This window comes from Ectopseudomonas oleovorans, from assembly GCF_003052605.1.
Lineage (GTDB): Bacteria > Pseudomonadota > Gammaproteobacteria > Pseudomonadales > Pseudomonadaceae > Aquipseudomonas > Aquipseudomonas oleovorans_A.
In genome coordinates this window covers 74,428-92,638 of record NZ_QASO01000001.1, presented here as the reverse complement: position 1 = coordinate 92,638, position 18,211 = coordinate 74,428, and the positions used below count along the sequence as shown (strand labels likewise).

The window sequence follows — 18,211 nt, the reverse complement described above, 5'->3', positions numbered from 1 at the left end:
GCTCTCACAACTGCTGCGACAAGCAGGCACGGCGCTCTGCACGATCTCACTGGTCGGCTGCGCGGTTGGTCCTGACTTCGTGAAACCCGACGACAGGCTCGCAGCCGCCCAACTGTCGCCCAGGGCGGACTACACACAGGTTCAGGAAACATCCGCCGCGAACTTCCCGTCTTCATGGTGGACGTTGTTCAACGATGACGTGCTGACGGATCTGCAAGTCCGTGCGCAGGCAGGCAACCTGAACCTGCAGATCGCCTCGGAGCGCATCGAGCAAAGCCGGGCGCAGTTGGGGATTGCCTCCTCGCTGCTGCTGCCCAGCGTGGGCGCTTCGGCGGGCTATTCCCGCGAGGCCCTCAGCGAGCACGGCAAGTTTGCGGCGCTGGGCGCACCGACGAGCGCGAGCGACTTCTGGCAGTTGGGATTCGACGCCAGTTGGGAACTCGACCTATGGGGCCGCGCGCGGCGATCGCGCGAAGGCGCCGCGGCTGCCTTCGAGGCCACGGTATATGAGCGCGAGGCGGCACGGGTGGCCTTGTCCGCCGAGGTGGCCCGCACCTATCTCCAGTTGCGCGGTACGCAAGCGCAACTGGACATCACCCGGCAGAACCTGGAGGTCGCCGATCGCACCCTGCGCCTTGCCGAAAGCCGTGAGCGCAATGGTGTGGCCACACGTTTTGAAACCGCTTCGGCGCACGCGCAACTGGCAACGGTCGAGGCGCTGCTGCCCGAACTGACCCAGCGCCGCAATGCCCTGATGAACGCGCTTGCATTGCTGATGGGAGAGCAGCCGCGCGCCCTCGACGCGCAGTTGCTTGAAGCGATGCCCTTGCCGTCGCTGCCTTCCAAGGTGCCGGTGGGCCTGCCCTCCGAACTGGCGCACAGGCGGCCGGACATACAGCGCGCCGAGGCCCAACTCCACGCTGCGACGGCGGCCATCGGCGTCGCCAAAGCCGATTTCTACCCGCGAATCGGCCTGAAAGGCAGGGTCGGCGTCGAAGCCTTCGAGTTCAACGACCTCGACAGTTGGGATTCCCGGTTCTTCTCCGTCGGCCCGACGGTCTATCTTCCTATCTTCCAGGGCGGGCGTCTGAAGCAGCGCCTTGCGCTGAACGAGGCACGGCAAAGAACAGCCGCCATCGCCTACCGGCAGACGGTACTGCAAGCCTGGCATGAAGTGGACAACGCTCTGGACGCTTGGGCCGCTCAGCAGAACCACCATGCCGAATTGCGGGTCTCGTATGAGCAGAACAAGCAGGCGCTGCATGCTGCCGAGCGCGGCTATCAGGAAGGCGCTGCCGACTACTTGAATGTCCTGGCCGCGCAGCGCGGCGTCCTCGCCAGCCAGACCAGCCTCAATGCCAGCGCCACCAACGCCGCGCTCACCCTGGTCAATCTCTACAAGTCGCTGGGCGGTGGCTGGGACCCTGATGCACTCACATCCGGGCGACAGGCCAGTGGCGATGCACCTCTGACGACCACCACATCGCCGGCCAGCTTGCAATCAAAGGTTGACCAATGAGTGCCGCAGCGTTGCAGCCGACAGAGGCGCCGCCCACACCCGCTGCTGCGGCAGCCCCTCCGAAGCGGGCGATTGCCGGGTTGGTCGGCATCCTCATCGCGGCCATGATGTCGGGACTGAACAACCGCGTGGGCGCACTGGCCCTGGCGGACGTGCGCGGCGCGCTGGGCTTCGGCCTGGACGATGCCTCCTGGCTCACGACCGTCTATAGCGCGGGCGAACTGATCGCCCTGCCTTTCTCGGCATGGTTCGCCATCACCCTCTCGCTGCGCCGATTCGAGCTGTGGATGATCGGTGTATGCACTTTGCTGGCGGTGTGCATTCCCTTCATCCATGACCTCCATCTGCTGCTGGTCATGCGCTTTCTGCAAGGCATCGCCAGCGGCACGATGATTCCCGTGTTGATGATGGCGGCGTTGAAGTTCCTGCCGCCCCACATACGGCTGCACGGAGTGGCGCTGTATGCGCTTACGGCCACTTTCGCGCCGAACCTTTCGATCTGGCTGGCGGGGCAATGGACCGATGGCCTGTTCGATTGGCGCTGGGTGTACTGGCAGATACTTCCGCTCGCGGCCATTGCCGCCTTGTTGATCGGATGGGGCCTGCCGAAAGACCCGATCCAGACAGACCGCTTCCCGCAGGCCAACTGGCCGGGCATGGCTTTCGGCATACCGGCATTTGCCCTGATTACCGTCGCCCTGGATCAGGGCGTGCGGCTGGACTGGTTCAACTCCCCCCTCATCGTCGTCTCATTGGTGGCCGGGCTGACTCTGCTGGGAGCTTATCTGTTGACGGAGTGGTATCACCCGACGCCGTTCATCAAGTTGCAAATGCTCAGCCGCCGCAACTTGGCGTTGGGCTTCACCTTGTTCATCTGCCTCCTGGTCGTGCTGACCTCTAGCATGATGTTGCCGATGACCTTTCTCGGGCCGCTCCAAAGCTACCGACCGCTTCAGATGGCGCCGATCGGACTGATCGTCGCACTGCCCCAACTGATCCTGGGTTCCGTGGTGGCGCTGTTCCTGTACCGGAAATGGGTCGATGCCCGATTCGTGTTCGCGGGCGGCCTATTGCTGATCGCCCTGGCGTGCTTCTTTGGTGCGCAACTGACTTCTGACTGGAACCGCGACCAGTTCGTGCTGACGCAGACGCTGCAAGCCTTCGGCCAGCCCATGGCCGTTGTCTCGCTGCTGTTCCTGTGTACCAGCGTCGTGCACCCCAGCGAAGGCCCGTATGTGTCGGGGAACATCAACACGCTGCGCGCCCTGGGCTCGGTATTCGGCGGCGCGATGGTCGGGCAGCTCGTGACCGTAAGGCAGCGGTTCCACGCGGAAATGCTGCTGGATCACGCCGCGTCCGTAGGCAACTCCGTTCCGCTTGTCCCGGAGCCCGCTCAACTGATGGGAATCATCGGCCAGCAGGCACTGGTGCTGTCGGTCGCGGATGCCTACCGCGTGCTGGGCGTTCTGGCGCTGGTGATGGTCCCCTTCGTATTAAGGCTGACCTACATTCCCGCCCCCGATTTGCAGCCCGCTGCCCCTCATTCCACATCGTCGTCCCAAGGATAGTTCCACCATGGCCATGCCGAAGAAAGCCAAGATCACCAGTGCCCTGCTACTGCTCGCAGTGGCAGTGGGCTGTGTCATTTATCTGAATCGCCCTGAATCCAGCGCATCGACCCAATCCACGGACGACGCCTATGTACAGGCCGACTTCACCCTCGTCGCGCCCCAGGTGTCGGGCGTAATCGGCAAGGTGCTGGTCGAAGAAAACCAGCCAGTGAAGGCTGGCGATCTGATCGCCGCGATCGACGATCGGGATTTCATCGTTGCGGTGGATGCGGCCAAGGCACAAGTCGCCGCTGCCGAGGCCAGCGTCGCGGGGCTCGCCGCGCGTGTGGCGCAGCAGGAAACCGCGATACGTCAGGCGCAGGCGGCCGTCGCGGTGGACGACGCAGAACTCAAATTGGCAGAGGCCAACCAAAAACGCTACCGGAACCTCGCTTCAGACGGATCAGGATCGATCCAGGCACAGCAGCAGGCCGAGGCGCAGTTGGCCATTCGGCTGGCCAGCCGCGACAAGAACCGCGCGGGCCTGCAAGCGGCGCGACAGCAGACGGACATCCTGAAAGCCGATCTTGAAAAGGCCAAGGCTGCACTTTCCCAGGCGCAGGCGGCGCAAGCCGCTGCGGAGTTGAAGCTCTCCTATACCCAAATCACGGCGCCCATCGACGGCGTGATCGGCCAGAAGTCGGTGCGTGTCGGCGCATTCGTGAATGCCGGCAAGCCATTGGTGGCGGTGATCCCGCTCGACGCGGTTTACATCACGGCCAACTTCCGCGAAACGCAATTGGCGCGTGTGCAGCCAGGGCAATCGGTGGACATCAAGGTGGACGCCTTGCCGGGTGCCGTACTGAAGGGGACCGTGGAAAGTCTGGGGCCGGCCAGTGGCGTGAGCTACTCGGCCGTCGCGCCGCACAACGCCACGGGCAACTTCACCAAGATCGTCCAGCGCCTGCCCGTGCGCATTCGCATCGACCCAGATCAGCCTGACGCCGAGAAATTGCGAGTCGGAATGTCGGTAACTCCAACGATAGAAATAGGGGGTGGTCATATCGCATCTAAATGAATGCCGTAATCATCGAACGAAATATGGAAGATCGACTTGCTATCAGACCCCAACTTTCATCGAGCCTGAAAGCGAATCGATATTTGTCTGTGCGTTTACACGGAGGTTGAATCATGAAAGCACAAACAGCGCTAATCGGTTTTGTCATTCTGGCGAGCTCGTCACTATGTTGGGCAGGCTCCAGCAACCAGGCCACAGGAGGTCAGTCACTAACCCGCGAACAAGTGAGGGCTGAACTGGAGGAGGCACGCCGCCAAGGTCTGCTGATGGAAGGTGATGTTTATCCAGTTGAGATGCCGACAACAGGCCGCAGCAAAACGCGCGCAGAGGTGCTGCAAGAGCTTCAGGAAGCTCGTGAGCAGGGCTTGCTGTATCTCCATGAGGGCGAGTATCCGGGCGAATTCCCGCGCGATACAGGTCCGGGGAGAACACGTGCCGAAGTGTTGCGCGAACTTGAGCAAGCTCGCCAGGAAGGCACCCATGTTGTGAATGAGCCTTGATGCCGGCGAGACTGCAACTGTAATTCAAGGAACGGGTGTGCAAGTGCGCACCCGGGTCCGAGGCACCCATGGAGAGCGGAAACCAAGGGTCAGCCATGTCGGCCTATGAAACCCAGCTTCAATTACTAACAGATGGGACTATGTGACATGAAGAGACATCGCTATCGCTTGACCGTGGAGCACATTTCCGATTCCAGAGGCGGCCCTGTTCACAACAAGCCGCTGCAATTTGAAGTCATGAACCACGACGACATCATCGCCGTCGTAACGTGGCTTCGTGAAAGAGGAGATTTCAGCGACAAGGAATCAGCAGCGGCCCTTGGTGTCGGGCTGAAACTGCTTGGAGGCGTCCTGCTAGATAACAAGGACAACCCGCTGTTCTCTTCATTTCTGCCGCACCTATATCAGTTCGTAAAAGAACTCAAGGCTGGTTCCAAGATGGGCGAATGACTTGAGCCTCCCGCTCCAGCGGGGATAGTCACCGGAGAAATCGCGTGTCGCTGCAGGAAATCGACTTCCTTCTTATCGGCGGCGGCCTCGCTAGCGCTCAGGCCGCAGAGACTTTGCGCCAGGAGGGTGTAGCGGGTTCCGTCCAGATTCTGTCGGCAGAGCCGAAGTTGCCTTACCACAGGCCCTTCCTTTCCAAAAGATACCTGCTGGGATCGGTAAGCGAAACACGAATTCTCGTCCATCCTGAAGATTTCTATCGCGAACACCGAATCGAAGTGGCTTTGAACACCAGGGCTGTCGGTATCGACACGACGAGGCAATGCGTCCGAACGTCAAGCCGCTCGGTGATTCACTACGGCAAGCTACTGATTGCCACGGGCTCGATTCCGAGGGCCCTTGCCGTCCCTGGGGCATCGCTTGGCGGTGTCTATACGCTAAGAACCCAGGCTGATTCAGAAGCCATCCGACAGGCTGCGGCAGGAGCCAGGCGTGTGGTCATTGTTGGTGGTGGCTTTCTTGGAATGGAAGTTGCCCTCTCGATGAGGGAGCTTGGCATAGCGGTTGTCGTTATCGAAGCCCAGGATCGGATTCTGAGACATCTCGAATCGGCGGTGCTTTCGGACTTCATTCGCCGCCAGGTCGAGTCTGCTCACGGCATATCGATCATGACCACTGAGTCAGTGGTCGCCTTCCACGGGCGAAAAACGGTCGGGGAAGTGGAGACTGCCAACGGCACCAGAGTGCCTTGCGACCTAGCGATCGTTTGCATCGGTGTTGAGCCCGCTACGGCGTTTCTGCGAGACACCGATATCCAGTTGGAAAATGGCTATGTCGTCGTCGATGATCGTTTGCAGACCAACACGCAGAATGTTTACGCAGCCGGCGACGTGGCGTACTTCTACGACCCCGTGTTTGCGCGGCGACGGCATATCGAGCACTGGGACAACGCGATCAAGCAGGGGCAACTTGCCGCGCGCAACATGGCCGGACGCCGGCGGCGCTACGACGAGGTCTCCTGCTTTTTCTGCGAGATTGGAGACGTGGGCTTCAATGTCGTGGGAGACCCTTCGCACGCGGACGAGAGCATCTCCCAGGGATCGCTGCAGGATCGTTCGTTTTCCCTCTACTACCTCAACAACGATATCCCCCGTGCGGTCTTCACGCTCGGCCGTCCAGCGGGTGAGATACGCGCCGCAGAAAGCCTAATCCGATATCGAACCAACCTTCGCAAAGACAAGCGCCACTTGGAGAACCCCACGTTCGCGCTCCAATCGCTGCCGATGCAGAACGTGCTGATCCTTCAGGGCGGTGGCGCGTTGGGTGCCTTTGAGTGTGGCGTCGTCAAAGCGCTTGAGGAGCAGCGGATATTTCCGGACATCGTCGCTGGCATCTCAATCGGCGCGTTCAATGGAGCGATCATCGCCAGCCATCCCGAGCATGCCACCGAAGCGCTCGAAGCGTTCTGGTCCGACATTCAAGTGGCGTCGCCGATGGCTCCGACTGAACCGATGCGACATGCGATCTCCGCAGCGCAGATCGTGGGCTTCGGCGTGGAGAAGTTCTTCCGGCCCCGTTGGATTCCGCCGATGGACGCCCCATGGGAGGCGTTTGTGCAACCGCCGTGGAACTGGACCAGCTTCTATGACACCTCGCCCATGCGGCACTTGCTGGCTCAGTACGTGGACTTTCCTGCACTCAAGACCAGCCCCGTGCGACTGCTGGTCGGTGCCGTCAACGTCCTCACTGCGGAGTTCGAGACCTTCGACAGCTATGTTGACGATTTCACCGCCGATCACATCATTGCCAGCGGAAGCCTGCCACCTGGATTTTCCTGGACATTTATCGATGGCAAACCGTACTGGGACGGGGGAATTGTCAGCAACTCGCCACTGGACTTGGTGATCGACCGCTGTGGGCCGGATGGGAAGCGGGTATTCATTGTTGATTTATTCGCAAGCCAGAGGGATCTGCCCACCAACATCACTGAAGTGTTGGCAAGACGCGACGAGATCATCTACGCCGAGCGCGTGCGCAGCGATCTTCATGTGCGAGAGATGGCAGAAGCCTACCGCGATTTGATCGGCCACCTAATGCAAGAGATTGGTCCAGATCAACGCGATCGCATAAGGAGGCTGCCGCGCTACATCCAACTCATGGGCAACGGTGTACCCACGCAGATCACGCGCTTCGTGCGCAGGCCACCTTCTGACGAGGTGCCCTCGCGCGACTACGACTTCTCCGATGTGGCCATCCGAAGCAACCAGACTCAGGGCTATGCCTTGGCGAAATCAACCTTGGCATCGCCCGGTTTGGCCGGCGGGCGTTGCCAAGCGGTGCAGGCCGAACATGCGCGCATGCTGTCTTCGCTTAGCACCATCGTCCGGCCTTTCCTTCTTTCAGGAGAGTCATCATGAGCCATGAAACTAACGGAAATGTCGTAGTGCAACTTTTTCAGGCCAATGCGCAATACCTTCAACGTCTCGTCGAGTTGTCTCAGCAGGCTGTGTCGCAGGGTGTGGGCCATAGCCAGCAATTGACATTAGCCGCACTCGCCGAGTCAGGCGAGGAAATTCAGGCGCTGATGGCAGTTACCGACGTTCCGGCATTGATCGCGGTTCAGCTCGAACTCACCCGCCGCCGCTGGGAGAAGCGGCAAGCCGCAATTCAGAAGGTGCTGCAGTCCGATTCGGGTAATCCGGCCAAGGTCACGGGCGAACTGGCGGAAGCCTTCATTGACTGGAATCAGCAAGTGTCGCGGATCGTGGCCGACGCCATCAAGTCGTCGGGCTCACCCCCTCAATGGACGGCCTATCTAAATCAGTTCTCGCAGATGTGGCCAGGTGCCCATGTAGCTACGGAGAAGAAGGGCCGCTCGTCCAGATGACATCGTGTCCAGACGTGGTGAGAAGTCGGGCCACATCAATGGCGTGCGCCCAGGACGCGCCTGGCGTTATGGCCGCAGGGCGCGGTATGTGCATTCTGTTGGGCTTGGCTCTGGGTGCTCTGCCATCCGTGTCGGCAGCTCAAGGTCGTTTTGCCGACGCGAAGATGTACGTACAGGCTGGCGCAACTTCTCTGCAGGGCGATGCCACGCATGCAATGAACGTGGGCGTGATGGTGCCTTCCAACCTCTTGAAAGGCATCGGGCGCGATGCGGGTCCGCTGACCTTGCATTGGGATCTATGGGGCAGCCATTGGAGGTCGCACCATGCTGATAACACAACAGGCGGCTATTCCCAGCTTGGGGCCCTGATCGCTTGGCGTTACCAGCCCGCAGGGCCGCAATCTCCTTGGTTCTTTGAGGCAGGCCTAGGAGGAAGCGTAACGGACGGCCTCTACAACTCAGGGGAGCGTCGATTCAGCACGGCCTTCCAGTTCACGGAAGTGCTGGCAGTGGGCTACCGCTTTGGGCCTGAAAAGGCCTATGAGGTTTCCTTGCGTGTACAGCATTTCTCGAATGCCGGCATCAAGAAGCCAAACCCGGGTGAGAACTTCATGTTCTTGCGTCTCTCTCTCCCATGGTGAACGCGATGGTCACCATTAGTTCAGGCCGATGCCCTTGAATTCGCTCCGACGCCGAACTGCTTGGGCCATCGTCGTTATTGCGGCGGCGGTTCTTTGTTCCCTGCCCGCTGAGGCGTTCAGCATGTGTGCGGTTGGTACGCAGGCCCATCTTGTGAGGTTCGACAACGACCTGATGACCTCTCGCAACATCGACGGGGGCTATACCAGCGGGATTCGAATTGAGACTTTTGGCAAGTTGTTACGGCATTCGACGCCGATCGACGAATTGGTTGACAGGATCGCAGGTTCGGGAATCGGCGATCCGTGTGTGACCGTCGATGCTGGCGGACACGGGCTGCATTCCTGGTTTATCGCTCAGGAAATCTACACGCCAGCATCCATTCAGGTTGCGGAGCCGCAACCCGATGATCGGCCTTGGGCAGGGGTCTTGTACGTAGGGCGCAGTTGGGAGGCTATTGGTCGGCGTGGGGATGCACTGGCGGCAAGGCGTATCGAAATGGGCGTCGGTTTCGTCGGCGATGCTTCGCTGGCGCGTCAGGCGCAGGAGCGGGTTCATCGTGTTACGGGGTCTGACAGTCCCAAGGGCTGGGACAACCAGATTCACAACCGCGTTGCGGCCGCGATTCGTGTTCTAGAGCGCAGACGCTGGGGCGATGACCATGCCGATTTTGTCGCGCACGCCGGCGGCATGCTGGGCACGCTTCAAGGCTATGCGCATGCTGGGGCTACCTTGCGGTATGGCAGCTTCGGCTGTGAGATTGCGACGCCAGGCGTTGTCAGCCACATTCTTCGCGTGTCCGAGGTGGGAGGCTGTCAGCGTGCCTCCAATGCGGCGCGCTACTTCGGCTTTATAGGCGTCGATATCAGGGCATTGGCCTGGAACGAAGTGATCGACGGGCGGCCACGCCGAGGCGCTTCCCACGTCCGTTCCAAGCACCTGGTTGGCGAGTTGCGCACAGGCTTCAGTTACGGCATGGGCCGATGGACGATCACATATCTGATGGCATGGCGCGGTGCCGAGTTTTCCGCGCCTGACATGCCGAACCCGCCGTCGGTCAACTACGCCAGCATCATGCTCGTCTATGAGTGAGTCAGTGTCCATGGGGGCCTGCGATGGCACACATTAAGCCAGTCACTAGCGTTGAAAAGACGGCGCTGGTTCTGTCCGGAGGCGGTGCGCGCGCCGCCTACCAGGTTGGCGTGTTGCAGGGCCTGGTGAAGTTGCGTCGCGAACGTCTGGGCGACGGCGCGCCCAACCCATTTGGCATCCTATGTGGCACTTCGGCAGGCGCAATCAATGCCGCCGCTTTAGCCTGCCGAGCAGACTCCTTTGATGCGGGCGTGGAGACAATCGCCGCAGTTTGGCGAAACTTTCGCGCTGATCAGGTGTATCGCACCGATGCGCTTGGTATCGCCCGCAGCGGTGCACAGTGGCTGAGCGCGATTTCGGTAGGCTGGATGTTGGCGCGCTGGCGCAAAGAAGGGCCACGTTCGCTGCTGGACAATGAACCTTTGGCCGAACTGCTGCGACATTGGGCGCCGCTGGAACTGCTACCGCGCATGCTGGCCGAGCGTCATCTGCACGCGCTGGCGCTAGGCGCGTCCAGCTACACCAGCGGCGAACACCTCACCTTCTTTGAGGCCACCGGCGACATGACGGGCTACGAACGCTCGCAGCGGCTGGCCGTACCCATGCGACTGGGGCTGGAGCACCTGCTCGCTTCGGCGGCGATCCCCTTCGTATTTCCAGCACAGCGTATCGAGCATGCGGAGCACGCCGGCTGGTACGGCGACGGCTCGATGCGGCAAACCTCACCGATCTCGCCGGCGATCCATCTCGGTGCGCAGCGTATGCTCATCGTTGGTGTCGGTCGGCTGCATGAACCGCGTGGGCGAATCGTGCGTGATGGCGGTTACCCGACACTGGCTCAAGTTGGTGGGCACGTGCTGTCGAACGTCTTTCTCGATTCGCTCGCGGTGGACATCGAGCGTATGGAGCGTGTCAACCGTACCCTGGAAATGATGACGCTGGGGCAGCGCCTGGCCACCTCACTGCGGTCGGTGAAGGCGCTGGTGATCGCGCCAAGCGAGCGCATTGACGACATCGCGGCTCGGCACCAGAAGCACCTGCCGCGAACGGTGCGCGCGCTGTTGCGCGGCGTGGGTTCGTCCAGCGCGAGCAGTGACCTGAGCGGTTCCGCTCTGGCGAGCTACCTGTTGTTCGAGGCTCCTTTCACCCAGGAGGTAATGGCGCTGGGTGAGCGCGACACGTTGGCACAACGGCAGGCAGTCTGTGATTTCTTCAGGTGGCTTTGAGGCGTGCGCTTCACTCCTGGGCGAGATACCTTCAGGAACAGCGCTGGCAGACCACTTTCAATGGTGGAGAGACAAGTAGGGATTGTTAGGAGGGACGTCATGTAGCAGCCGAGACGGCTCTTCGAGCAAATAGCCATGCAAGCGCCGCGTTTTCCTCGGGCCGGTGACTTCGCAGGTCCAAATGTTCAGCCCATTGGAGTGCTTTCGGTGCAAGCCCAGCTTCTCGAAGCGCTTCTGAACCCACTGCCAATCCTGCTGGCTTTCCTGCTTCGCCAGCGTGCCAACTTGCGGGTGCTCCTGCGCGTAGCGCTGGAAGACGCCGGGGCTGACCAGGTACGCGGTGTCGCCCACAGTGTGCACGAGCGCCTTGGCGTCGTTGATGATGAGCCGCCGCGAGGCGACGCCCTGTTGCAGCCATGCCATGAAGTGTTCGCCCGATGGCTGCGCGGCTGTGAGCGCGGGCGCCGGTGACGGAGGCAAAGCGTTAGCTAGGGGCGGTGCAAGAGTTTCGAGGCCTGCGGCAGGCGCTTTGCCCGAGGCGGCTTCTGCATCGTGCCGTACGGCAGGCGAATCACCCATTCCCACCATCGCGAGCATGTCTTCCATGACATCGGGCACGGCCTGGGCAGCGGTCGGTTGAAGCGTGGCAGCGCCGTCGCTGGCGTCCGTCCACGGAGCGGACTGCTGATCTTCGGCAGGAGGCATTGCCGCGATTGCCGGCGATTGCACCGAAGCATCGGCATCTTTGTCGGCCGGCGTCGTGTCGATCGCCACCGTCCCGGCGAACGGTGCCGGCCGCTCGCTAGGCTCCCAAATCAGCGCAGGTGCCAGCCGTAACAGGGTGAACGAGTGGGACCAGCCGATGGAGCTGGTCACGGTCGCGCGCCAGATCGCCTTGCCATCGGGCGTCGGCTGCAACATGCCGTGGTCCTGGAGAACGTTGAACACCGCGGTGTTGTTCGCAGGGATGCCATCGACGCCCTGGGACAGCAGGTGCGCGCGGAGCTTGTCCGAGACCGTCTTGCTCACCAGCCACAGCGCATCATCCGTGAGCCAGCCATCCGAGGCTTCCGCCTGGTTCAGGCGCAACTCTTCCTTGAGCAGGTAGCGCAGCCCGTCGAGCAGCTTGCGCTGCAGCGCGTGCTTGGGCGCGGCCATGGCGCGCGCGGGATCGCCGCCCAGCTCCTGGGCGACGGAGGCGCGATCGGCCTGCACGACCAGCTCGCCCAGCACCCCGGCGTGCTCGTACTGCCCGGCCAGGACGTAGAGCAGCGGCGCCCAGAGATACGGATAGCCGCTGAGCCAGTCCAGCAGATCGCGGTCGAGCAGTTGCCGGTAGAGCAAGCCTGTTGCGGCGCTGTGGAGCCGGTACTCGCGGTCGGGGTTGTAGCGGAAGCGGTACGGCTGACGCAGGGGGCCGTGCCACGGGTGCCAGGTGCTGCCGTCGGCCAGCTCGACGTGCAGATCGACCGCCACCTTGCCGATGTCATGGAGCAGCGCGGCATAGGCGACGGCCGCGGTCCAGGCTTCGGCCTGCGCCGCCTGGTCTTCGGGGCTGGCGCCGATGGGCAGCAGATGGGACTGTCGCAGCTTCAGGCTGTAGGCGACGATTTCCAGGCCATGGTCGAGCATGCCGCCCGGGTATGCGTGGTGGTGCGCTTCGGAGGCCGGGAAGACCTGGACCAGCTCGGCGTAGCGCTCCAGTGGCGCGCGGTAGAGGGTGGCGAACTGCCTGCGCGAGAGCGAGGTGCGCTGCCAGATGTGTTCCATCAGCTTCTGCCGGCGCGGGGTGGCCAGCAGCGATGCGGCCGACTCCGGCCGCATCAACCCTTTCGGGAGGTCGGTGGCGGGTGCTGGCGACGGCGCGGCAGCGACCGGGGGCCGTTTTCGCTGGAACAGGGAGAGCATGTCGGTGTCCTGATGGCGGGCCGGGCGGGAGGCCTTTTGGCCTTTTCGAGGTAGGGCCTTTCCCCTTGCACCCCATTCCCTTGCCGTTTCGACCCTTTGGCCTTTAACCGTTTCGGTATAGCGGGGCCTGGGCTGCGGCTCCAGCGTCAATGGGGAACCCGCATTAATGGATTGGACGGCTACCCGGCGCTGGCCCCGGCCTATGCTCCCAAGACGCTACCCCGCCAGGTAGGTTTTCACTTAGGCGACAAAGTTGACAAGGGCGACAAAGACGACTAGAGTGAATCCTGTCTCAAACCTACCTGGGAGATGATCATGCCCACTGCCATCGAATTCATTGCCGACCGTCTACCGCGCGTCACGGTGGAGGATGTGCGCCGCTTCGCGGATACCGTCGAAATCCGGGATGCTCCGGCGTTCGCGGCCGAGTTGCAGGCGTTCATCCACGAGCGCGTGGAGGCGGTGAAGCTGCCCGCCAACCTGGAAGGTGAAACGGTGGCGCAGGCCTTGCAGCGCAAGGCGGCCGCGCTGCGCGCCGACACGCGCTGGGCACCGGCTGAAACCGACGTCCAGAGAGGCCGCGCCGCGCTGCTGGAAGCCTTCAACCAGCCGGACAACCTGCCGCCTGCCGAATTCGCCAAGCTGGCGGACAAGTCGCGCCAGCAAATCTACAAGGACATCCTCGCCCGTCGGCTGCTGGCGCTGAACGTGGGGCCGCGCGGCCAGAAGCTGCCCGACTGGCAGCTCGACCCGGTGAAGCAGCAGTTGACCCAAACCGTGCTCCAGGAGGTCGAGGGCATCGACCACTGGACGATCTACCGCGCGCTGTCCGAACCGCTCGAAGGCTTGGGTGGTCGCTCGCCGGTGGATGCGGTGACGCATGGCACGATCGATGACGTGGCCGAGGCCGTGTTCAACGTGCTGGGCGTCCAGGTGCATTGAAGCGAGATCGCCATGAGCCACGAGCTGCCTTCGTTCCTGATCGATGCCGGTGAACTGCTCCAGCATGTGAGCCGCGTCGTCTATCGGGGCAGCCCGCTGTACTATGGCCGCAGCAGCACGAATCGCTACGATGACCCGGCAGGGGCCTACGGCGTGCTCTACTTGGGGCGCGACTTGCCCACGGCGCTGATGGAGTCGGTGTTCCACAAGCATCAATGGCTTGAAGACACGAGGCGCTCCATCGCCCTGAAGGAGGTCCACGCCCGGATGGTGCGCGCAGTAGGCGTACTGGACGACGTGCTCCTGGCCGACCTCACGGCGCCGGGCGTCATGGCGGGCTACTTCGGCCTGAATCTGGAGCAGTTGGCCAGCCGCGACTACACGCACACGCAGCAGGTGTCCGCCCAGGTGCATGCGATGCTTGGAAACGACGGCCAGCCCCTGTTCGACGGGGTGCTCTACCCGTCGCGCAACAACTATCCCGCCAAGAGCATCGCCCTGTTCGAGCGTGCGGGAGCCAAGATCAGCGTTGTCGAGGACATCGACCTGGTTGACCATGTGGACTGGCCGCGGTTCGTTGCCACCTACCGCATCGGCGTGGCACCCGATCCCGGCCCGGTGGAGCCGGAGGATGAAGCGTCCTGAAGCAGCAAGAAAGCGCATTGAAGCCTCAAACCGAATGAATTGGAGCAAACTGGAATAGGCATTCCTCAACAGCAGGAGACGACCATGAACACCACGACCCGCACCAGCACTGCAGAACGCCTCGGCCGCGCCTTTGGCCGCGGATGGCGTGCCTATGCGCGTGGCGAACTGCGGGCGTCGAACTGGTTGGTATCCAAGGGCGCGCCGCGAACTGGTGCTACTGCATTTGTGTGGGTCTGCAAGCTGGCTCTGCTCGGCGTGTTGCTCTACGTTGCTTTCTGGTTCGCACTCGTGCTGCTGGGAGTGGTGGTGGCAGGATGGGCTATGAATCAGCACCATTCCGATGAAGAAGGGTTTGAACTGCAGTACCCAACCATTGAGGAACTGCGGGCCACGCCTGGCTACGATCCCAACCTGTACAACGATACATCCCACGAGATGTACCAGGACGACTGACGCCGAAGGTCATTCGATCATTTGAGCTTGCCGCCTGAGACAGCACCTGCTCCTTTGCCGCCAGCACTTCCTGCATCCTTTGTGGCAGTGGCGAAGGTGTTGGCGATCGCACCGGCACGTACACCGACCCAGGTGAGTGCGCCAATCCAGAACGTAGGCAGGACGATGAACATGGTGCCCATGACGAACATCAGAAGCATGTCGCCAAAGGCATTGTTCAATCCCACCAGCGGGTCGAAGTTGGTGTGCGGCCGGTTCCACCCGAAGCCCCAGCCGTAAAGCGCATCGAGGATGGTGCTATCGATCCAGCGGGCGAGCTGGAACCAGAAGTCCACGAAGAATAGCGCGAACTGCACGACGCTGACGGTGATGACCGTCTTTAGATCATAAGTGCCGATGACCAGCACGAGCGGAATACAGATGACCAGCGCCATCTTGAGCAAGGCCAGGACCATGGGCAGAGACTGTCTCACAACGTCCATGGCGGGAAACGCGGCAATCGCGCCTACTGCCATCCCGACGTCGCCTGTGGCGCGCGTCACGATGTTCGGCAGGGTCTTGTCGATCTGGCCGCCGTAGTCCGTATAGATGCTGCCCTGGTTCAACTTCTGCTGCCGCGGGGAAGCAATGGCGCGGATCACCGAGTCGTCCACCTCGGCCCGGCTGAGGAACCCGGCCCAGCCCGCCAGGCGATTCAGCAGGCTCGGGTCCACCTGACCCAGCAGGCGTGCCCGCAGGCCGTTGCTGCCGTCTGACCACCACTGCCTGCAAGTCGGGTAGCCGCCGCCATTGGCAACCTGAGCGAGGCCAGCATCGCGGGTGTCGTCGTAGGGCCAGCCCTCGCGCGCCGTGCTGGAGCGATAGCTGTCGTAGTAGCCACCCGTGTCCGTGAAAAAGCGCGAGCCGATCCAGGTCACGTCGTGCATCTGCTGCTCATCGAGATCCGGGCGCTGCATGAACAGTTTGGCCCGCGCAGGCCCATAGCAATCCCGGGAGAAGTCCGCGACCTCCTGAGCCAGTACCGGGTCGTCAATGCGGGTCGCGTCGATCTCCATCCTCATCTGTCGCAGGTCCGTACCGCACGGGATCGCCGCTACCGAGGCGCTCGTGACAGCGCGCGAGAGTGCGTGCATGAAGGCCCACCAGACCGGCACCTTTGCCGACTGGTTGTTGATGGTGCTGAAAGACTGCGACCAGCCGGTTTCCGCGGGCTGCGGCACGCTGACCTGGCACTGGGCCGAGCGCGAACCGTCGTACTGGATGGTGCTGAGGTCCACGTCGATGAACGGAATGCCCGCGAACATCACCACCACGATCGCAACGAAGACCCGGTTCTCGATGCGCGCGGCAGAGAGCACCCCCTTGTTGCCCTCGTCAGCGCCTTCCGCACGGGCCTTTAGCCACTCCTGCACGACGATGGCAACGAAAGGCAGCGCGAACACCCCGCTGGACACCAGCACGGCCCAGATGCCGTTGTTGACGATCCAGGACACGAGGGTGAGGTAGTACTCCAGATAGTCGGTCGTGAAGAGCGTCATGGCCCCGATCTCCCCTCAAGCGGCCTGCATCAACAGGCTGGCTTCCAGCGCGACGATGGCGACGACGCCGGCGACCTCGGTGCGGATCAGCCGGCGCCGCGCCTCCCCACCCGTCCCGCTTTGGTCTTCGCGGGCCAGCACCCGGCGGCGCATCCAGAACCATCCATAGGCCGTTGCCGCGTACACGCACAGCCGCCAGATGAAGAAATACCCTGCGGAGGCCGCCAGCCACCGTTCCCAGCCTGCAACGCTGCCGACCAGGTAGATGCCCGCGACGTTGGCCCCCACGGCAGCGGCAACGATCAGCACCAGCCACAGCAGCGTCTTCGTCGCGCGCCGGCTGAACAACCAGCGCAGCGGCCGCCAGGCCATGCGCGCCGGGCTCATGGCCGACTCCCCGGATTGCCCTTCTGGAGCTGGTCGAGACGATCCGGCACAGGATCGCCCTCGTAGATGCCGCGCGAGCCGGCCGCGCGCGTGCCGTGGCGCTGGATGATCGCCATGGGCGAGTTGTTCGCCAGCTCGCGCCGCAGCTCCAGTTCGGTCTTGAGGTTGCGAATCTCGCGGTCGAGCGTGTCGCTCTCGTGGTTCACCGCCTCAACGGCAAGCTCGTTGGCCGCGACGTTGGGCTCCTTCTTCCCCGTGAGCAGCGTGCGCTGCAGCAGCAGCGCCTTCTCCAGCACGGACGCCAGCGCGACCTCGGACGCCAGGCGCTGCGACAGCAGGTGCTGGTCGGGCTCGTCGCGCAGCGCCTCGATCACGCCGCGCGTGATGGGCAGCGACGCGCTGCCGGCCTCGCGCAGGTTCTCTGGCGTCGTGTTCTTCGCCTTGGAGACAAGATCCTGGAGCGCTTGCAGCTTGGTGTCGTACTCTTCCTGGATCAGCGGCGTGAGCCCGACGCCGGGCGTCGTCTCGGTCTTGGTGCAGGCATCGCACGTGCGCTGCTCCTTCTCGCCGAGCACGCGCGTAGCCCACTCGACGGCGGCCTGCGGCGAGGTCCAGGTCTGGCATGAGAGGCTGCCGCAACTGGACGGCGCGATGGACGAGGTGTCGGTCACGCCGCGGCCGTTGACCAGGTTGTAGCCGGCGCGGGTGACATCGCCAACGACCCTGATTGCGGGCTGTCCGGAGCCGCCCGCGTTGCTGCCCCCGACCCACGGCACGCCGTCATTGCCGCGGCGTGTTTCGGCCTGCTCGATGGCCGAGACTGCATCCGTGCTCGACACGGCATCGCGCAGCGCCAGGCCTTCGGCCATCTGGCTCCAGCCGAGCTGGCCGCCCGCCGTTTCGGCCATCTTCTCGGCCATGGCACGGCACGTCAGCTTGCTGCGGTCGAAATCGAGTCGCGCCTGCAGCACGCCATTGGTGAGCAGGTTGTACAGACCGGGATCGGCCCGCTGGATGATCAACGCGGGCAGAGATGCCACGGCGCTCGTGGCGCTCTGAATGACGTTGCTCATGATCTGCTGAAAACCGTTGGTGATGCCATTGAGTTGATTCCTCAACGTGGTCTGGATGCTCATGTCACCGCAGATCAAGTTGCTGTTCCAGCCCACGCCGACGCCGATGGAGCGCATGCCGGCCGCACGTCCCATCGACACGGCGTTGCCGCCGCCAATCGAGTACATGACGTCATCGCCGATGACGCTGCCGCTGGTCTGGTATCCCAGTTGACCCCAGGCCACGCCGCTGCCCAGCGCGAGCGCGCCGGCCAGCGCCAGGACGATCTCCGTGCGGCGTGCCCGGCGGGAGAACGGATTGAATGCAGGACGGAACTTCATGGC

At 62.7% G+C, this 18,211-nt stretch carries 17 protein-coding genes; 13 read left to right on the top strand and 4 right to left on the bottom strand.

Annotated features, from left to right (window positions below; translation table 11 throughout):
- Positions 1 to 79 precede the first annotated feature (79 nt).
- The 10 genes from DBO86_RS00525 to DBO86_RS00480 all read left to right on the top strand — a co-directional run bounded on the left by DBO86_RS00525 (position 80) and on the right by DBO86_RS00480 (position 10,938).
- Positions 80 to 1,519: an efflux transporter outer membrane subunit gene (locus DBO86_RS00525; RefSeq protein ID WP_425266774.1), complete on the top strand. Its 1,440-nt coding sequence runs from the start codon at positions 80 to 82 to the stop codon at positions 1,517 to 1,519.
- Positions 1,516 to 3,087, top strand: a complete 1,572-nt coding sequence (locus DBO86_RS00520) for an MFS transporter (RefSeq protein WP_108232690.1) — start codon at positions 1,516 to 1,518, stop codon at positions 3,085 to 3,087. Before DBO86_RS00525 ends, DBO86_RS00520 begins: the two co-directional genes overlap by 4 nt.
- 7 nt (positions 3,088 to 3,094) lie before the next feature.
- A complete protein-coding gene (locus tag DBO86_RS00515) occupies positions 3,095 to 4,147 on the top strand; it encodes an HlyD family secretion protein (protein ID WP_071560031.1) in 1,053 nt (350 codons plus the stop codon).
- Between the two features lie 113 nt (positions 4,148 to 4,260).
- On the top strand, positions 4,261 to 4,647 hold the full coding sequence (locus DBO86_RS00510; RefSeq protein WP_108232689.1) for a DUF4148 domain-containing protein: 387 nt from the start codon (positions 4,261 to 4,263) through the stop codon (positions 4,645 to 4,647).
- Between the two features lie 147 nt (positions 4,648 to 4,794).
- On the top strand, positions 4,795 to 5,097 hold the full coding sequence (locus DBO86_RS00505) for a DUF3861 domain-containing protein (protein WP_071560050.1): 303 nt from the start codon (positions 4,795 to 4,797) through the stop codon (positions 5,095 to 5,097).
- Between the two features lie 44 nt (positions 5,098 to 5,141).
- Positions 5,142 to 7,511: an FAD-dependent oxidoreductase gene (locus DBO86_RS00500; protein WP_108232688.1), complete on the top strand. Its 2,370-nt coding sequence runs from the start codon at positions 5,142 to 5,144 to the stop codon at positions 7,509 to 7,511.
- Positions 7,508 to 7,981 (top strand): hypothetical protein, encoded by a 474-nt coding sequence (locus DBO86_RS00495; RefSeq protein ID WP_108232687.1) that lies wholly within the window; start codon positions 7,508 to 7,510, stop codon positions 7,979 to 7,981. Before DBO86_RS00500 ends, DBO86_RS00495 begins: the two co-directional genes overlap by 4 nt.
- 86 nt (positions 7,982 to 8,067) lie before the next feature.
- Entirely contained in the window at positions 8,068 to 8,622 is a 555-nt protein-coding gene (locus tag DBO86_RS00490; protein ID WP_167399087.1) for an acyloxyacyl hydrolase, read from the top strand.
- Positions 8,623 to 8,650: 28 nt separating this feature from the next.
- Positions 8,651 to 9,712 carry a lipid A deacylase LpxR family protein gene (locus DBO86_RS00485; RefSeq protein ID WP_108232685.1) on the top strand — a complete coding sequence of 354 codons (1,062 nt, stop codon included), beginning with the start codon at positions 8,651 to 8,653 and terminating at the stop codon, positions 9,710 to 9,712.
- Positions 9,713 to 9,735: 23 nt separating this feature from the next.
- On the top strand, positions 9,736 to 10,938 hold the full coding sequence (locus DBO86_RS00480; protein WP_108232684.1) for a patatin-like phospholipase family protein: 1,203 nt from the start codon (positions 9,736 to 9,738) through the stop codon (positions 10,936 to 10,938).
- A 57-nt stretch (positions 10,939 to 10,995) separates the two neighbouring features.
- Here the strand turns inward: DBO86_RS00480 and mobH are convergent, their stop codons facing one another.
- Positions 10,996 to 12,846: a MobH family relaxase gene (gene mobH, locus DBO86_RS00475; RefSeq protein WP_108232683.1), complete on the bottom strand. Its 1,851-nt coding sequence runs from the start codon at positions 12,844 to 12,846 to the stop codon at positions 10,996 to 10,998.
- A 315-nt stretch (positions 12,847 to 13,161) separates the two neighbouring features.
- Here mobH and DBO86_RS00465 point away from each other — a divergent pair, with 315 nt between their 5' ends.
- The 3 genes from DBO86_RS00465 (at position 13,162) to DBO86_RS00455 (ending at position 14,889) form a co-directional block, all read left to right on the top strand.
- Positions 13,162 to 13,788: an integrase gene (locus DBO86_RS00465; protein WP_108232692.1), complete on the top strand. Its 627-nt coding sequence runs from the start codon at positions 13,162 to 13,164 to the stop codon at positions 13,786 to 13,788.
- 12 nt (positions 13,789 to 13,800) lie between these two features.
- Entirely contained in the window at positions 13,801 to 14,433 is a 633-nt protein-coding gene (locus DBO86_RS00460) for an RES family NAD+ phosphorylase (protein ID WP_108232682.1), read from the top strand.
- A gap of 84 nt (positions 14,434 to 14,517) precedes the next feature.
- Complete coding sequence (locus DBO86_RS00455) at positions 14,518 to 14,889, top strand: DUF3742 family protein (RefSeq protein ID WP_071560039.1); 372 nt, start codon at positions 14,518 to 14,520, stop codon at positions 14,887 to 14,889.
- Between the two features lie 17 nt (positions 14,890 to 14,906).
- Here DBO86_RS00455 and DBO86_RS00450 read toward each other — a convergent pair whose 3' ends face one another.
- The 3 genes from DBO86_RS00450 to DBO86_RS00440 are packed head-to-tail and all read right to left on the bottom strand — an operon-like array spanning position 14,907 to position 18,208.
- Positions 14,907 to 16,427 (bottom strand): conjugal transfer protein TraG N-terminal domain-containing protein, encoded by a 1,521-nt coding sequence (locus DBO86_RS00450; protein ID WP_108232681.1) that lies wholly within the window; start codon positions 16,425 to 16,427, stop codon positions 14,907 to 14,909.
- Positions 16,428 to 16,442: 15 nt separating this feature from the next.
- Positions 16,443 to 16,814, bottom strand: coding sequence for a hypothetical protein (locus DBO86_RS00445; RefSeq protein WP_108232680.1), 372 nt, complete (start codon positions 16,812 to 16,814; stop codon positions 16,443 to 16,445).
- A complete protein-coding gene (locus tag DBO86_RS00440; RefSeq protein ID WP_108232679.1) occupies positions 16,811 to 18,208 on the bottom strand; it encodes an integrating conjugative element protein in 1,398 nt (465 codons plus the stop codon). Before DBO86_RS00440 ends, DBO86_RS00445 begins: the two co-directional genes overlap by 4 nt.
- Positions 18,209 to 18,211: the final 3 nt, after the last annotated feature.

Excerpts from the sequence above, each read along its gene's own strand:
- DBO86_RS00520 (WP_108232690.1), top strand. The coding sequence starts at position 1,516 with ATGAGTGCCGCAGCGTTGCAGCCGACAGAGGCGCCGCCCACACCCGCT.
- DBO86_RS00445 (WP_108232680.1), bottom strand. The coding sequence starts at position 16,814 with ATGAGCCCGGCGCGCATGGCCTGGCGGCCGCTGCGCTGGTTGTTCAGC.
- DBO86_RS00490 (WP_167399087.1), top strand. The coding sequence starts at position 8,068 with ATGTGCATTCTGTTGGGCTTGGCTCTGGGTGCTCTGCCATCCGTGTCG.
- DBO86_RS00460 (WP_108232682.1), top strand. The coding sequence starts at position 13,801 with ATGAGCCACGAGCTGCCTTCGTTCCTGATCGATGCCGGTGAACTGCTC.
- DBO86_RS00505 (WP_071560050.1), top strand. The coding sequence starts at position 4,795 with ATGAAGAGACATCGCTATCGCTTGACCGTGGAGCACATTTCCGATTCC.
- DBO86_RS00440 (WP_108232679.1), bottom strand. The coding sequence starts at position 18,208 with ATGAAGTTCCGTCCTGCATTCAATCCGTTCTCCCGCCGGGCACGCCGC.
- DBO86_RS00480 (WP_108232684.1), top strand. The coding sequence starts at position 9,736 with ATGGCACACATTAAGCCAGTCACTAGCGTTGAAAAGACGGCGCTGGTT.
- DBO86_RS00510 (WP_108232689.1), top strand. The coding sequence starts at position 4,261 with ATGAAAGCACAAACAGCGCTAATCGGTTTTGTCATTCTGGCGAGCTCG.
- DBO86_RS00515 (WP_071560031.1), top strand. The coding sequence starts at position 3,095 with ATGGCCATGCCGAAGAAAGCCAAGATCACCAGTGCCCTGCTACTGCTC.
- DBO86_RS00495 (WP_108232687.1), top strand. The coding sequence starts at position 7,508 with ATGAGCCATGAAACTAACGGAAATGTCGTAGTGCAACTTTTTCAGGCC.
- DBO86_RS00485 (WP_108232685.1), top strand. The coding sequence starts at position 8,651 with ATGCCCTTGAATTCGCTCCGACGCCGAACTGCTTGGGCCATCGTCGTT.
- DBO86_RS00450 (WP_108232681.1), bottom strand. The coding sequence starts at position 16,427 with ATGACGCTCTTCACGACCGACTATCTGGAGTACTACCTCACCCTCGTG.
- mobH (WP_108232683.1), bottom strand. The coding sequence starts at position 12,846 with ATGCTCTCCCTGTTCCAGCGAAAACGGCCCCCGGTCGCTGCCGCGCCG.
- DBO86_RS00455 (WP_071560039.1), top strand. The coding sequence starts at position 14,518 with ATGAACACCACGACCCGCACCAGCACTGCAGAACGCCTCGGCCGCGCC.
- DBO86_RS00465 (WP_108232692.1), top strand. The coding sequence starts at position 13,162 with ATGCCCACTGCCATCGAATTCATTGCCGACCGTCTACCGCGCGTCACG.